Origin of the sequence: Litoribacter populi (assembly GCF_007483685.1) — a bacterium.
In the GTDB taxonomy this organism is placed as follows: Bacteria; Bacteroidota; Bacteroidia; order Cytophagales; family Cyclobacteriaceae; genus Litoribacter; species Litoribacter populi.
Genome location: NZ_VMKN01000002.1, coordinates 41924 through 57360, shown reverse-complemented (window position 1 = coordinate 57360; position 15437 = coordinate 41924). Strand labels below are relative to the sequence as shown.

The 15437-nt window shown below is 43.0% G+C and carries 15 protein-coding genes; 8 read left to right on the top strand and 7 right to left on the bottom strand.

Going from position 1 to position 15437, the window contains the following annotated elements:
- Window positions 1-126 precede the first annotated feature (126 nt).
- The 5 genes from FPL27_RS16025 to FPL27_RS16005 are packed head-to-tail and all read left to right on the top strand — an operon-like array spanning window position 127 to window position 4431.
- Window positions 127-831: an SDR family oxidoreductase gene (locus FPL27_RS16025; RefSeq protein ID WP_143962252.1), complete on the top strand. Its 705-nt coding sequence runs from the start codon at window positions 127-129 to the stop codon at window positions 829-831.
- 6 nt (window positions 832-837) lie between these two features.
- On the top strand, window positions 838-2829 hold the full coding sequence (gene ispG / locus FPL27_RS16020) for a (E)-4-hydroxy-3-methylbut-2-enyl-diphosphate synthase (RefSeq protein WP_143962251.1): 1992 nt from the start codon (window positions 838-840) through the stop codon (window positions 2827-2829).
- 20 nt (window positions 2830-2849) lie between these two features.
- The gene (locus FPL27_RS16015; RefSeq protein WP_143962250.1) at window positions 2850-3041 is read left to right on the top strand and encodes a DUF6728 family protein; all 192 of its coding nucleotides are present in this window, start codon (window positions 2850-2852) and stop codon (window positions 3039-3041) included.
- Between the two features lie 59 nt (window positions 3042-3100).
- The gene (locus FPL27_RS16010; protein WP_143962249.1) at window positions 3101-3451 is read left to right on the top strand and encodes an MmcQ/YjbR family DNA-binding protein; all 351 of its coding nucleotides are present in this window, start codon (window positions 3101-3103) and stop codon (window positions 3449-3451) included.
- Window positions 3448-4431, top strand: coding sequence for an ABC transporter ATP-binding protein (locus tag FPL27_RS16005; RefSeq protein ID WP_143962248.1), 984 nt, complete (start codon window positions 3448-3450; stop codon window positions 4429-4431). Before FPL27_RS16010 ends, FPL27_RS16005 begins: the two co-directional genes overlap by 4 nt.
- A gap of 35 nt (window positions 4432-4466) precedes the next feature.
- On the opposite strand, the gene FPL27_RS16000 is transcribed toward FPL27_RS16005, so the two are convergent.
- Both FPL27_RS16000 and FPL27_RS15995 read right to left on the bottom strand, forming a co-directional pair.
- Complete coding sequence (locus FPL27_RS16000; protein ID WP_143962247.1) at window positions 4467-5075, bottom strand: Uma2 family endonuclease; 609 nt, start codon at window positions 5073-5075, stop codon at window positions 4467-4469.
- 108 nt (window positions 5076-5183) lie between these two features.
- A complete protein-coding gene (locus FPL27_RS15995; protein WP_143962246.1) occupies window positions 5184-5702 on the bottom strand; it encodes an FKBP-type peptidyl-prolyl cis-trans isomerase in 519 nt (172 codons plus the stop codon).
- Between the two features lie 200 nt (window positions 5703-5902).
- Between FPL27_RS15995 and FPL27_RS15990 the strand changes: the two genes are divergently transcribed.
- Window positions 5903-6097, top strand: coding sequence for a hypothetical protein (locus FPL27_RS15990; protein WP_143962245.1), 195 nt, complete (start codon window positions 5903-5905; stop codon window positions 6095-6097).
- Window positions 6098-6142: 45 nt separating this feature from the next.
- Here FPL27_RS15990 and leuS read toward each other — a convergent pair whose 3' ends face one another.
- The 5 genes from leuS to FPL27_RS15965 all read right to left on the bottom strand — a co-directional run bounded on the left by leuS (window position 6143) and on the right by FPL27_RS15965 (window position 13297).
- Entirely contained in the window at window positions 6143-8917 is a 2775-nt protein-coding gene (leuS, locus tag FPL27_RS15985; protein ID WP_143962244.1) for a leucine--tRNA ligase, read from the bottom strand.
- Between the two features lie 129 nt (window positions 8918-9046).
- Entirely contained in the window at window positions 9047-10204 is a 1158-nt protein-coding gene (locus tag FPL27_RS15980) for a hypothetical protein (RefSeq protein WP_143962243.1), read from the bottom strand.
- 73 nt (window positions 10205-10277) lie between these two features.
- Window positions 10278-10859 carry a TlpA family protein disulfide reductase gene (locus tag FPL27_RS15975; protein WP_143962242.1) on the bottom strand — a complete coding sequence of 194 codons (582 nt, stop codon included), beginning with the start codon at window positions 10857-10859 and terminating at the stop codon, window positions 10278-10280.
- A 63-nt stretch (window positions 10860-10922) separates the two neighbouring features.
- On the bottom strand, window positions 10923-11777 hold the full coding sequence (locus FPL27_RS15970; RefSeq protein ID WP_143962241.1) for an alpha/beta hydrolase family protein: 855 nt from the start codon (window positions 11775-11777) through the stop codon (window positions 10923-10925).
- Between the two features lie 59 nt (window positions 11778-11836).
- Window positions 11837-13297: an amidase gene (locus tag FPL27_RS15965; RefSeq protein ID WP_143962240.1), complete on the bottom strand. Its 1461-nt coding sequence runs from the start codon at window positions 13295-13297 to the stop codon at window positions 11837-11839.
- Window positions 13298-13593: 296 nt separating this feature from the next.
- Between FPL27_RS15965 and FPL27_RS15960 the strand changes: the two genes are divergently transcribed.
- A complete protein-coding gene (locus FPL27_RS15960) occupies window positions 13594-14748 on the top strand; it encodes a zinc-dependent alcohol dehydrogenase (RefSeq protein WP_143962239.1) in 1155 nt (384 codons plus the stop codon).
- 11 nt (window positions 14749-14759) lie between these two features.
- Window positions 14760-15242: a hypothetical protein gene (locus FPL27_RS15955; RefSeq protein ID WP_143962238.1), complete on the top strand. Its 483-nt coding sequence runs from the start codon at window positions 14760-14762 to the stop codon at window positions 15240-15242.
- Window positions 15243-15437 lie beyond the last annotated feature (195 nt).

Below are 15437 nucleotides of genomic sequence, written 5' to 3'. Positions count from 1 at the left end.
TGTTTTCGAGGGCATGATTCCCGTTTGCCTCAATAAAAAACCGTTTGCTCTCTGACAATTCCCTCAAAAATGATAACTTTGCCAGCTGCAGATAGTTAGTGTACTAACAGTTAAAACAACAACAAAATGTCCAAAAGCATACTGGTTACCGGTGGTACCAAAGGGATTGGCAGAGCCATCATTTTTAAGTTTGCCGCTGCCGGCTTTGATATTTACACCTGCTCCAGAACTCAACAGGATTTGGATTCCTTAGGAGAAGAATTGAAAGTTGAATACCCAGGTATTGGCTATTTTGCCAAAACTGCAGATTTGAGCAAGAAAGAAGAAGTGGAGGCTTTTGCCCAATGGGTGAAGGGACACACCGTGCCTGATGTTTTGATCAACAATGCAGGGGTTTTTCTACCTGGGTCAATTCATGAGGAGCCTGAAGGTAATTTTGAGTTGATGATGCACACTAATCTTTTTTCCGTCTACTACCTGACTAGAGCTTTTACGCAGGCTATGGTCGAAAGAAAAAGTGGTCATATTTTTAGCATGGGATCTATTGCCGGCATGACAGCATATGGCAATGGTGGAACTTATGCCATTTCCAAATGGGCACTATTGGGCTTTACCAAGTGTTTGAGACAAGAGATGCTGGAGCATAATGTCAAAGTGACTTCTATCATGCCGGGGGCGACCTTTACCGCAAGTTGGGAAGGTGCTGGTATACCTGAAGAGAGATTTATGAAGGCTAGCGATGTGGCCGAGGCGGTATGGTCAGCCTATAGCATGTCGCCCCAATCAGTAGTGGAAGAAATTGTGATCAGACCCCAGTTGGGTGATATCTAAGATAAAATGGATACTAAGAATATAATCGATAAGGTCAAATATTGTAATAGTCTTACCTCGTACTCTAGAAGAAAGACTATCCCTGTAAGAGTAGGAGATGTGATAATTGGAGGGGACAATCCAATTGTGGTGCAATCCATGACCACCGTGGATACCATGGATACCGAGGGGTCTATCGAGCAATGCATCCGGATGATTCAAAGCGGCTGTGAGCTGATCAGAATCACTGCACCAAGTATGAAGGAGGCGGAAAATCTTCAAAACATCAAGGATGGTCTTGCCCAGAGAGGTTATCAAGTGCCATTGGTGGCGGACATTCACTTTACCCCAAATGCAGCTGAAATAGCAGCCAAAATTGTAGAGAAAGTCCGAATCAACCCTGGAAATTACGCTGATAAGAAGAAATTTGAGGTTCTTGAATACACAGATGAGAGCTATCAAGAAGAGCTTGATAGGATCAGAGAGCGTTTTTTGCCGTTGGTGAAAATCTGCAAGGAGCACGGCACTGCCATGCGAATTGGAACCAATCACGGGTCATTGTCCGACAGGATTATGAGTCGTTATGGGGATACGCCACTTGGAATGGTGGAGTCAGCTTTGGAGTTTTTGCGCATCTGTGAAGATGAGCAATTCTATAATATTGTCATTTCCATGAAGTCCTCCAATACCCAAGTCATGGTGCAGGCTTACAGACTATTGGTGCAGAAACTGGAGGAAGGTGAATTCAAACCGTATCCATTGCACCTTGGTGTCACTGAGGCCGGGGATGGCGAGGATGGTCGTGTGAAATCGGCGGTCGGCATTGGTACATTATTGGAAGATGGGCTGGGCGATACAGTGAGGGTTTCCCTGACCGAAGATCCGGAATTTGAAGCTCCGGTAGCTCAGGCCTTGATCGATAGATATAAAAAAAGAATTGGTCATGAACCCATCCAGGATATTAAGGACTATCCTTTGAATCCATTCGAATACAGTCGAAGAGCGACTCAGGAGGTTTTCAATTTGGGAGGAAGCAATGTCCCGCGGGTTTTGGCGGACCTTTCATCTTTTTCGGAAATCACTCCTAAGGAGCTGAAAAATATAGGCCATTTTTATCTTCCCGAGTTAGATAAATGGAAAATGAATGACCAAGGGGCTGATTTTGTGTTTACCTACAAAAACTCTATTCCCTTTATGCTGCCCAATGGGTTGAAAGAAATTCAAGACTTTAGCATTTGGGAAAAAAGTAGCGATGTTGCCAACAAGTTTCCTGTTTTCTCTTTGGAGGAATTCGAAGCTGCCGAAAATCTGCATACGGCATTGAACTTTGTGCTTTTAGAAGATAAGGAGGCCGATAATCTACCAAGTGATATTGCTGAAAAGACCAATGTCGTGCTGATTCTTTTCTCCAGAAATAGCCACCAGCTGCCCGCGTTAAGAAGGGCTATGGTGAATATTATGGATCAAAAGATAAAGGCTCCGGTGATAATCAAAACTGATTACAAAGGCCTGGACAATGATCAAACTATGCTCTATGCAGCTACGGATGTTGGCGGTTTGCTAATTGATGGCCTGGGTGATGGAGTGATGATGGGCTTGGCCGGTAGCGAATTGAATGACCGTGAGGAGGCTTTCGCTCAAGTGAAGCTTCACAACTCGGTTAGCTTTGGTGTGTTGCAGGCTGCTCGAACCAGAATGTCCAAAACTGAGTACATTAGTTGCCCTTCCTGCGGCCGAACTTTGTTTGATCTGCAAGAGACCACGGCTATGATTCGCAAGCGTACTGACCATCTGAAAGGCGTGAAGATAGGCATCATGGGCTGTATTGTAAATGGGCCAGGAGAAATGGCTGATGCGGATTACGGGTATGTAGGTTCGGGAAAAGGAAAAATTACCCTATACAAAGGAAAAGAGGTGATGAAGCGGTCTGTGCCTTCAGAAAAAGCCGTGGATGAGCTGATTAACATTATCCGAAAAGATGGGCAGTGGATTGAACCCGAAATCGAGCAGTTGGGTTAATAGGTAAATTGGAAGGTATTATGGCAAAAAATAGATTTCAGGAGTTTTTCCAGCTAGGTGAAGTTGGGAATTACTTCTTCAGAGTTTTCAGGAAACCTGACCCCAACCAAAAAAGCAATTTTAACCTAAGAATGATGCACGGAATCAATAAGATTTCCATTCTAGTGTTTCTGTTTGCGGTTATATTTTGGATCATCCGGAGGTTAATGTAATTGTTGATATTTAAAGCGCAGAGGTATAGTTTATCTCTGCGTTAATGTTTTAAGTAGAAATGGATATCGAGATTTTTAGGGACTATTGCCTTGGACTCCCCGGGGTAACAGAGGATACACCTTTTGATGAAGACACCCTATGTTTTAGGGTTGGGGGTAAGATTTTTGCCATTACCGATATTACATCTTTTGAGAGCATTAACCTTAAATGCAATCCGGAAAAGGCTGTGGAGTTAAGGGAGTTGTACACAGGAATACTTCCTGGGTATCATATGAACAAAAAACACTGGAATACGGTATCCTGCGATGGATCCATATCTCAAAAGCTAATACTAGAGCTCACGGATCATTCTTATGACCTAGTTCTCAAAAGCCTTCCCAAAAAGACACAAGCTGAAATAATCAAATGAGTTACCTCAATATAGAGAATTTATCCAAGCAGTATGATGAAAAGAATATTGCCTTAAAACAAGTGGGCTTTTCGCTTGGGAAAGGGGAGGTAGTCTCTGTGCTGGGGGAAAGTGGTTCTGGGAAAAGCACCTTGTTGAAGATTATCGCAGGGCTGGAGACTCAGGATGAAGGCAGGGTGTTTTTGGCAGATGAGAAAATATTAAACCCTTCAGAGAAACTTGTTGCCGGTTATGATGAGATAAAGTTGATTCACCAGCAGTATAAGCTTTACCTCAATTCTACAGTTGAAGAAAATATCGGTAGACCACTTTTGCTTTACGATAAAGAGTACCGCAAGGAAAGGGTGGAGGAAATTTTGGAGATGCTTAATCTTTCAGATTTTCGACACAAATACCCTAAGCAACTTTCTGGCGGGCAACAACAGAAAGTGGCAATCGGACGTGCATTAAGTATAGAGCCTGAGGTGCTATTGTTGGATGAGCCATTCAGTAGCTTAGATACTATCCAAAAAAGAGTTTTGATAGAGGAATTACGACATATTTTTGTGGATTCAGAGATGACCGTCGTTTTTGTTACACATGATCTGGATGATGCGCTTTTGATGAGTAAGAAATTATTTATTCTTAAAAGTGGAGAACTGGTCCAGCATGGTTCCCCGAAAGAGATTTTCAGAAATCCCAAAAACCTGTATACAGCACAGCTTTTTAGCCATCTAAATCCACTGCCTCAAAACGAGGGGGCATACCTTCGACCGTCAGATGTGAAAATTGAAGAAAGCGGGCTTTTGAAAGCTGAAATCATTACAGCCCAATACCTAATACATTACACACAGCTTACCGTCCGGTTAGAAGAATCGGGGGTTGTTTGGAAAATAGAGGATCAAGAAAGGCTTTACAAAAAAGGGGATGTGATTCAGCTTTCTTTTTTGGAGGATAATATTATTTCCTTCGAAAAGTCTGGGGAAAATGTATTGGCTTAAATGCCACGAATGAGGGTTTTAGGCCTTAAACTGTGCTATTCCAAGTCTCTGAAGACATACTCCAAGTCAAGTTTAAATCCAGGAATACTTTTGGATTCAAGAAAATCGCCTGAAGTAAAAAGTTTGGATGGTTGGTATTGGCCATTTACAAGAGTGTAGGCAAGAGCGGTCTGCTCGCTTGGGTGAATGACCCAATATTCCTGCACACCGGACTCCTCGTACACCTCGTATTTGGGCTTAAGCTCTTTTTTGTTACTTCCAGGTGAAAGGATTTCGATAATCAGATCAGGAGCCCCAATGCAACCCATTTCATCCAATTTACTTTTGTCACAGACTACGCAAATGTCTGGCTGGACTACGGTGTCAATTTCTTCATTCCTATTGGACTTAACAGGAAGACGTACATCGAATGGAGCATTATAAACTTTGCAAGGGTGGCTTTCAAGAAAAGTGAAGATTTTTGTGTAAATTTTGCCAGAAATTTCCTGATGGATCCTCCTTGGAGCAGCAGCATTCCGGAAAACCCTTCCTTTTATCAACTCCACCATCTCATCCATCTGCCAAGTCAGATAATCGGCATAGGTATAGCGACCATATTCGGTGAATGGTTCTTGGGTCTGGTCTTTGGTTTCCTCTTCCTTCATAAACTGAATTTACTACATATCCATTTGAATATCAATAAAAAAAGCCAAGACGCATGCGCAGCCTTGGCTTAATGTATTCTTCTTCCTCTTCTTCGTACTTCGTACTTATCAATGCTGGTGTCCGTGCTCACCATGCACATGCCCATGGGCAATTTCCTCTTCAGATGCTTCTCTTACTTCCTGCACTTCTCCATCGAAATGAAGGTCGAATCCTACCAAAGGATGGTTGAAGTCAAGTAAAACTTCTTCGCCAAGATCTTTCACCACTTTAGCCTGCATGGTATTCCCATCCTCATCAGCTAATGGAAGGAAGTTTCCTTCCTCTAGCATTTCAGGGGTAAAGCCGTTTTGGGTGGTAAATTGTTCCTTAGGTATGGACATGATCATCTCATCATCAGCTTGTCCATATGCCTCCTCAGACTTTAAGGTAAACTGGAAAGTATCACCTTGTTGTTTATTTTCTAACAGGGTTTCGAATTTTTCTGGCAGCCCACTCAATCCGAAGACAAAGTAGAATGGGTCTTCTTGATCTCTAACTTCCACGCTAAATGGAGCGGATTCCTCTCCCTCTTTAGTGACTTTGAGTTCATAAGTTAGGCCCACGATGGTTTTTTCTGTGATTTTCATAAAGATTGGTTTTAAGGGAGAACTATAGTTGTCCTCAAGATACATTAAGGTTTGTAGTCAAGTGTATATAGAATAACCTCAGACTAACACCATTCGTTCGACATAACAATTCATTTCTTTGACTGTTAAAATAATTAAAGGCTTTACTTAGAAAAAGATGCCTATGTGATTTATTTTAAACCCTAAACAACCAAATAGTTATGCCTTACGACTTGGATAAATATTACAAAAAAGGCGAAGTATTTTCCGCCAAGGATTATTCCATACGGTCCAAAAGATCTGAACAGGAAGTGAATACCGACTTCAGTACTTGGATGAAGGAAGGGAGAATCAAAAGAAGTGAAAGGACTACCGACAAGATCAACGATCAGGGACCTTTCTTTGAATTCTTTTAAAAAAAGGCCAGGCAGGTTTTAAAAATCCTGCCTGGCCTTTTTAAATTACACCACTACATTAATGATTTTCCCTGGCACCACGATGACCTTCTTCGGCTGATTGCCGTCAAGCCATTTTTGCACCACCTCATTCTGCATGGCAGCTTCCTCAATTTCAGCCTTGGTGAGGCTCAAGGGTAACGCAAGCTTTGTTCTCATTTTGCCATTGATGGAAACCGGATATTCATGGCTGTTTTCCACCAAATGCTCTTCCTTAAACTCAGGATAGCTGGCTTCTACCACAGAAGTTGTGTGTCCAAGTCTTGAATAAAGCTCTTCTGCAATATGCGGGGCATATGGCGCAACTACTATTGCCAAAGGCTCCAAAATTTCTCTCTTGTTACACTTCAAGGCCGTCAGCTCATTGACGCAGATCATAAAACTCGATACAGAAGTGTTGAAAGAATAATTCTTCATGTCATCCTCAGCCTTCTTGATAGTTTTATGAAGTGACTTCAATTCTTCGGGGCTTGCCTTTTCTTCCGAAATGGCCAGATTCCCATTGTTGTCATGATATAGGTTCCAGAGCTTTCTTAAAAACTTGAAAACCCCATCAATTCCGTTGGTGTTCCATGGCTTAAACTGTTCTAATGGGCCAAGGAACATTTCATATAACCTTAATGTGTCTGCTCCATACCTGGCGATGATATCATCAGGATTCACCACGTTGTATTTGGATTTGGACATTTTTTCCACTTCTGAACCGCAGATGTATTTGCCGTCCTCCAAAATAAATTCAGCATCCTTCAAGTCCGGTCTCCAAGTCTTGAATTTCTCTAAATTCAGTTGATCATTATAAACAATGTTGACATCCACATGCATGGCAGAAGTGTCATGTTGGTCTTTCAAACCATAGCTGACAAATGTGTTGGTGCCTTTAATTCTATAGACAAAATTAGATCTCCCTTGGATCATACCTTGATTGATCATCTTCTGGAAAGGCTCTTTTACCTTTACCAACCCTAAATCATAAAGGAATTTGGTCCAGAAACGGCTGTAAAGCAAGTGCCCTGTAGCATGCTCCGCCCCGCCGATATATAAATCCACATTTCCCCAATAATCAAGTTTGTCCTTAGCAGCAAAAACATCATCATTTTTGGGATCCATGTAGCGGAAGAAATACCAGCTTGACCCAGCCCATCCAGGCATGGTGCTTTTTTCTAAAGGAAACTCCCCTTCAGAAGTTTTGTAAGTCCAATCCGTGGCTCTTCCCAATGGCGGCTCTCCATCCTCAGTTGGTAAGTATTTATCGACTTCAGGCAACACCAGTGGCAGATCTTTTTCTTCGATCAAATAAGGCAAGCCATCCTTGAAATACACAGGAAGTGGCTCCCCCCAATATCGCTGACGCGTGAAAATAGCGTCACGCATTCTGTATTGAATTTTAGCCTTGCCTAGTTTTTTGTCCTCTAGGTGTTCAATGCCTTTTTTCAAGGCTTCCTGTACGGTGAGCCCGTCGAGGAAGTCAGAGTTGATGATTTTGCCCTCCTTGGCGGAAAAAGCGCCGTCCTCCATACTACCTTCCACCACTTGGCGAATGTCTAGTCCAAAGTGCTTTGCAAAAGCATAATCTCTATCATCATGAGCCGGAACGGCCATCACTGCTCCAGTTCCATATCCGGCAAGTACATAATCCGCCACCCAGATAGGCAACTTTTCTCCATTAAAAGGATTTACTCCATAAGAACCGGTGAAGACCCCTGTGATGTGTTTCACATCAGTCATTCGGTCTCTTTCGGAGCGGTTTTTGGCCACTTCCACGTAGGCTTTTACCTCTTCAGCTTGCTCAGGCGTCACAAGACTGTCCACAAGTTCGCTTTCCGGAGCCAAAGCCAAATAAGTCACTCCGTATATAGTGTCAATGCGGGTGGTGAAAACTTTAATTTTTTCAGCTTTTCCGATTACCCTAAAGGTCATTTCCGCACCTATGGATTTTCCTATCCAGTTGCGTTGCATTTCTTTGATCGGCTCGGCCCATTCTACAGTTTCAAGATCTTGCAGCAATCTTTCGGCATAAGCGGTGATTCGCATGCTCCATTGCATCATTTTCTTTCTTTCCACTGGATGTCCCCCTCTTTCGGAATAGCCATCCTTCACTTCATCGTTGGAAAGGACGGTTCCCAGAGCAGAACACCAGTTCACCGTGGTTTCCGCTAAAAAAGTCAAGCGGTATTTAAGCAACATTTCCTGCTGCTGCTTTTCAGTAAAGTCATTCCATTCATGAGCGGTAAAGAATGGTGTATCCTCATCGCAAGCGGCGTCAACGTTCAGGTTTCCTTCTTCGTTGAAAATTTGAATCAGTGATGCTATGCTTTTGGCCTTTCTTTCCTTATTGTCATAATAGGAATTAAAAATCTGCATGAAGATCCACTGGGTCCACTTGTAGTAGCTTGGGTCCGAAGTTCTCACCTCTTTGGACCAATCAAATGCAAAACCGATGTTCTTTAACTGCTGGGTGTAGCGGGCAATATTTTCCTCAGTGGTAAGAGCGGGGTGTTGACCGGTTTGGATGGCATATTGCTCTGCCGGGAGGCCGAAAGAATCGTAACCCATTGGGTGGAGCACATTGAAACCTTTTGACCTTTTGAATCTGGTCACAATGTCGGATGCAATATAACCCAGTGGATGGCCAACATGTAGCCCTGCGCCGGAGGGGTAGGGAAACATATCCAGGGAATAAAACTTAGGTTTGGAAGTGTCCGGTTGGGCATTGAAAATCTGGTTTTGCTCCCAGTATGCCTGCCATTTTTTTTCTACTTCTTGAAAATTATATTCAGCCATTATCAGCGAATTGTTTACGGTTTTGAGATAGGTTGCAAAATTAAACAAATTATTGAAAGGATGAGGGAAAGCGATATGATAACAGCGGGGGTAAAAAAAAGGCTTAGTATTAAGCCTTTTTTAAAATCCTCAATTACTTTGTTTCAACTGGTATATACTATACTTTGTAAACTCTTCTTCCACTTCTTCGCTGACCTCATCAAGGACCAATAGTCGGTCATCAGGAAGGGGGAATAAAATGGTGCCAGGAGGGAGGTCGATTTCACCCTCAAGTTGTTTTCCGTCGTGAAAAACTAGCAGTTTGTTTTCTTCCAATAGATTCTTGGGCATAAAAGAAGTGCCTTCCGATTGGAAGGTTTCATATTTACTTTGAGATATACCCGTATAATAGCTCAATAAGAAGGTGTTTTCATTGATGGGGTATAAAGATTTATTTCGACCTGAAGTGTGAAAGATGGCATTTACCTTTTCATTATCAGTATTGCTGCCAAGAGGCAGTGGAGAGGCCTTTTTCCAGGTTTTATGCGAAATTGGTATTTGGCGGGAAAGCTCAAAGTCGTTTTGGAGATCATAAACCTGGATTGAACTGCCTAAATTCTGGGCTACAAACAATTCATCACCTTGGATAAAATATGATTTTCCCATAAGGTTATAAAAAATTTGGTCCGTTTCTTTATACACACCTTCAGGGCCATAAGGTACGGCGCTTTTTAATGCCCCAGTTTCAAAATTTAGAACCAAAAAATTCTGAAGCGTATCCCTTCCTTCTTCATTATGGATGAGAGCGTGACTTGATAGATAGGTAGTTGGGCCGACAAGGTAATGATACTCTCCATCCAGTTTAAAATATTGATTTTTCCCCAGAGGTACATTGGCTCTTACTGGCAACATATTTCGGATACCGCTTTTATGGGTTTGGCGGTAATCCTTGTCATAGCTGATTAATTGAAAAGAGGTTTGGACCATCCGGTCTCCATACGGACCAAAGCTTAGAGCTACAGGGTTGCGTGCGCCATAAGTATCGGGTCCTTCTCCTTTTCTGTTGACGGTTTTAAGAATTTTTCCGCTGAGATCCAACTCCATAAAATTGTCGTCCCCTTCAGAAAAAGCCAAGAATATGTCCTCTTCAGGGCTATAGTCCATGATACGAACATGGGTCAGGTGGTCCACCAGAAAGGAATCCACTTTCTCAAGAACATAGGAGGTGGGGTTAGAAGAGTTTTTTTCTACTTTTGAGCCACAAGCTAGCAGAAGGAACAAAATGGGAATGTATAGAACTTTATTCATAACTAATGGTTTTTTAAAATTAAATTATATTTAGTTATGAGTCAATTTTTTTTGGGGAAAAAAGGCAAGTCTTTTAAAGATTTGACTGATTTAATAAAAATTCCTCAAAGTCTTTCGTATTAAAATTACTCATGCCTTCATGATAGAAAACAATTTCTCCGGCAGGGTTAACTACGAGGGTGGTGGGGATGGATTGGCTTTGTAGGGAGCCGTTTAAACCATGACTGGCGTGGTATACGGGAAACTTCCATGTTTTCTTGGCAAGAAAGTTTTTACTCTTTTGAAAGTCATCATCCAGCGCAATCATCAAAAATGCTATGTCCTCTTTATGATTGACTTTTTTGTATAATTCTGCGATATGCGGCATTTCTGCTCGACAAGGAGGGCACCATGTCGCCCAAAGGTTGATAAATAAAGTTTTACCTTTAAAATCCTTCAGATCCACCACGTTCCCTTCCATATCAGTGAGTCGGCCCCTGTAATCAAAGTTTTGGTGCTCTTTGTTTTCAAGCAGTACGTTTGGTTTTAGCAATCCTGTGGAAAGCATCACGGATTGAAGTCCGCCCACAATTGGAGTGATCAAGCCCGTAAAATATAATAAGGCAAAGACCGCCAGTATTATTCCCCAGCTTTTAAACTCTTTCTTCCAATCCATTTATACGTAAATATATTAATCTTCAAAATTAGGGGAAATATTGTGGACTCTTGGTGACACTAATCACTTTGGGAAATCTTCCAGCCATTCCAGCGGGATTTTCCATAAACTCTCACTGAATTTTTTCCTAAAGAAATTGATATGCCCAATGGATTTCACATCATGATCCGCAGGTAGGATATGAACCCTTTTCACAGGGGCATTAATTAGGATGGATTGGGCAAAGCGGTCAACGGCCTTTTTGGGAGCCATAAGGTCGTCGTCAATGCTGATGGAAAGAACGGGCTGGCTTATATCAGCGTAATGATTTTCGGACATGGCTGCCAGTTTCATGATGGAATTAGGGTGGGTGATCAGGGTGCGCCAATCCTTGGCTACACCATAAGGTAGCGGCTCCCCAAGGTTAACATAATGGGATGGGAAGTAGCCATAAAGATTATTGAAGGTGGGCAGTATTACATGGAAAAGCGAAAGGACTAGGGGCTTGTAATGAAGATGGAAATGTTTCCAATATCCATGTTGGGCCGCCACGGTAATGAGGCCGTCATAGGCCTGATGAGCATCACTTAAGCCCATGAAAATCCCACCTACGCTATGGCCAACCATGAATTTGCTGAAGGATGGGTGTCGGGTTTGTATGTAATCGGTGACACCTTTGAAATCTTTTGTTGCCCAATCCCTCATGGTTGCCTTAAAACCTCTGAGCTTTGGCGGGCTACTCTTTCCGATCCCTCTGTAATCGTAAGTGTAAACCGTGTAGCCCAGACTGGCCAGATGTGCTGCGAAAGGGCCGTAAAATTCCTGCCTAACCCCCGTAGCTGCAGAAATGACCACCACCCGCTCATTTGGGGTGGTGGGGGCAAACCAGTTGGCTTTGATCAGAAAGCCGTCAGTGGCCTTTATATCTATGGATTGCATGTAGCTTATTCAAGGTTAGTCAATCCCTTAACACGGGATTGCTAGCCAATTGTTTCTCATTACAAAAGTCCCTCAGGTCGGACAAAACCAGGGGTCAGCGCCGCTACTTTTTTGGCAAATGCCAAGAGTTGGGGCTCACTCCAATGGGGGCCTACAATTTGCACACCGACCGGTAGCCCTTCCTTGCTCAATCCTAGCGGAATGGTCACCGCTGGATTGCCCGAGGCATTGAAGCAGGCTAAGTAAGGAAATACATAGTCTAAGTATTTTAGCTCTTTTCCTTCGTAAGTGAGTTTGCTTCCCAATTTGCACCTTTTGTAAGCTGGACCAAATGATACCGGACAGATCAGGAAATCATATTCTCTGAAATACTCTTCCCATTTCTGAGTGATCTGGCTTTTGGTGAGCATGACCTCCGCATAATGGTTGATATGAAGTTTGAAAGCTTTGTTCAGCACTTCCCAGTATCGCGGGCTTCCTTTGAGCAACCCTTTCTTCAATTGGAACTTGATAATCGCTCTAACAAACCATGGTGTGCCGTTGCTTATCACGTAGGGAAAAAGGCTCATAAAAAGCTTTAAGCTATCCTCATGCAGGTTGTCCGATGGGGTTTGCTTATGGGTTTTGGTGCCTTCGGCGTCAAGCTTGTCTATAAGCTCTTTGAGCTTTGAAGAAACTTCGTTGCTGGCTTCATAACCAGGCCATGCGTCCGTCCAAGCGATTTTAAATTCGGACAGCGGTTTGTCCACAGGTTCTTTCCAATCTATTTGTGGGATGTTCCGGTCACTTTCATGTGGCCCTTTGATGACCTTCCAGAGGGTTTCCACGTCCTCCAGATTTCGCCCTAGCGGGCCTGCCTGAGCCATGTGGATTAAAAATGTATTTGCGCCTTTTGGAAGCGGTAGGTTTCCGTGTAGGGGTACAGTTTTATCCGTTGGCTTTAAGCCATAAAGGCCACAGAAACTAGCCGGAATCCTTACTGATCCGCCAAAGTCCGTTCCCAGCTCCAATGGGGTAAAGCCTGCCGCCAAGGCTGCTGCCCCACCTCCTGTGCTTCCGCCCGGAGTGTGGTCTGAATTGTACGGATTTTTTCCTTCAGGATAAAGATCACCCCAAACTTGAAAATCCAACAGGTTTTGAGGTACATTGGTCTGTCCAAGAATGACCGCCCCGCTCGCTTTAATCCTTTGGACCACAACAGCATCCTCGGGCCCAATAAAATCCTTGAGCATTTTGAAATTGGCCGTACTGCTTTTTCCCTTGATCCAAAACTGTTCCTTAATAGTGACGGGCACACCGTGGAGTGGTCCTAAAAACTGTCCATTTTTCGCCTCAATGTCACGGGTTTTGGCCGTTTCCAAAGCCTCTTCCTCAAAAATACTTATCAGGGCGTTAAATTTATTATTGGTAGATTTTATATAGTCTAGGTGTTCTTTGACAATTTCCTCACTACTGGCTTTTTGCTCACGAATGAGAGTAGCCAACTCGGTGGCTGACTTATAAATAAACGAATACATCATAAGGGCGGTAATTAAATTAAGTATGCTAAGCTAAAGTTATTTTTTAAGAGCACAATAATGGAGTAGGAAAAAGATAATTTGGTAGGGTCTAAAATTGCTTTTACATGCTAGTCACCTATTATCTGATTATGTGGAGGTTGCGAGTTGAATTTGTTGGATTTAAACCAGTTTGAAAATATGATTTGAACATTTTTATGAATTGAGGTGGCATGGTTTTGCTTTACATCAAGTGGTCTTGACGGCTGATGTTTGCCGTATAAGGCGTGCAATTTTTCACAACCACAAAACCAACCGCTATGTTAGCAATGAACTACCGAGGCCCTAAACGGGTCCGTATAGACCAAAAACCGGAACCGACCATATTGCACCCCGAAGATGCCATTGTACGGGTGACGAGATCCTGTATCTGTGGTTCCGATCTGCACCTTTATAATGGGCTGGTGCCCGATACCAGGGTAGGTTCCACTTTCGGCCACGAGTTTGTAGGCGTGGTGGAAGAAATAGGAAGTGAAGTCACCAATGTCAAAGTCGGGGACAAAGTATTAGTTCCGTTCAATATAGCCTGCGGCAAATGTGCTTTCTGTAAGCAGGGGCTTTTTGGAAATTGCCACGAGGCCAATTCCCAGGCTACGGCTGTTGGGGGGATATTTGGATATTCCCATACAGCTGGTGGATACGATGGAGGGCAAGCCGAATATGTCCGTGTGCCATATGCGAATGTCGGCCCAACCGTGATACCGGAAGGAATGGACCCGGATGATGCGGTATTGCTGACTGATGTGGTGCCTACGGGCTACCAAGCGGCCGAAATGGGGGGCATACAAAAAGGAGATACCGTAGTGATCTTTGGAGCTGGACCCATTGGTATCATGGCTGCTAAATGTTCTTGGCTTTTTGGAGCTGGGCGTGTGATTGTGATTGACCATATTGAATACCGGTTGGAATTTGCTCGAAATTATGCCCAATGTGAGGCCTATAATTTCAAGTCAATGGACGACCCAGTTCTTTTCATCAAAAAGGAAACCGACTGGATGGGTGCTGATGTATGCATCGATGCAGTAGGAGCCGAAGCAGCGGGCGATGTGATGCAGACTATCACAGGGAGAAAGCTAATATTGCAAGCAGGTTCTGCTACTGCTCTCCATTGGGCCATCAATAGTGTGAAGAAAGGAGGGATCGTCTCTATAGTGGGTGTATATGGGCCTACCGATAATTTGATACCGATTGGCGATGTGGTCAATAAAGGAATAACTATCCGCGCCAACCAGGCCTCCGTAAAAAGGCTTTTGCCCAAAATGATTGAACATGTTCAAAATGGCGTTTTGGATCCAAAAGGTTTGATCACCCATAGGGTTCCATTGGAGGAGATTTCGGATGCATACCATATTTTCTCCGAGAAGCTAGATAATTGTATCAAACCGGTACTTATTCCACCATCTGCAAATAGATAAAGATAAATGTTATGGAAAATACACCAAAAGATTATTCGCATATAAAAGGTTGGGGGATTGATGCAGACCCAAAAAATGACCCCACTTACCCCTTGAAGAATCGCACCAATGAAGAACACAAAGGCTATAATTGGGAGCGGCCTAAACAGCAACTTGTAAATATGGAAGTGTTAAGGTCTATAGAAAGGCCGAATATTTCGGCAGTATTTGGGACATCCATGCCTCCTACCGGTTTAAGCGGCAAGCTCCGAAGATTTGCTTTCCAATTTAGCGAAAATACTTATACCCACTGGCTTACTTTGATTTTTGCCGATAGAGTTAATGAGTATGAGGGAATTGTTGATGATTTAAAAAATGGATATATCCCAAATATTTTTGCAGAAAAGGGGTGGAAAGCAGAGTGGCGACTTAAACCTGAAAGATTAGCCATCAAAATAGGTACTACAGCTGCAATCATTTCCGCTGTAATTACAATAATGGCGAGGAAAAAATGATCAATTAAAATGACCAGGCCCGAGGCTTCCATTTAGTAATAAGTGGGGGCCTCTTTTTCCTGTTTTCGACAGTCGTCAGTCCCATTTTTGATTAAATAATTGATTTTCAATTAAATCATAATTTTTAGTGGTTGACAATGGGTGTCCCAGCCTTCTTTTTCCTTATTTTCACCCATGTTTGTCCGGAAAAAACCC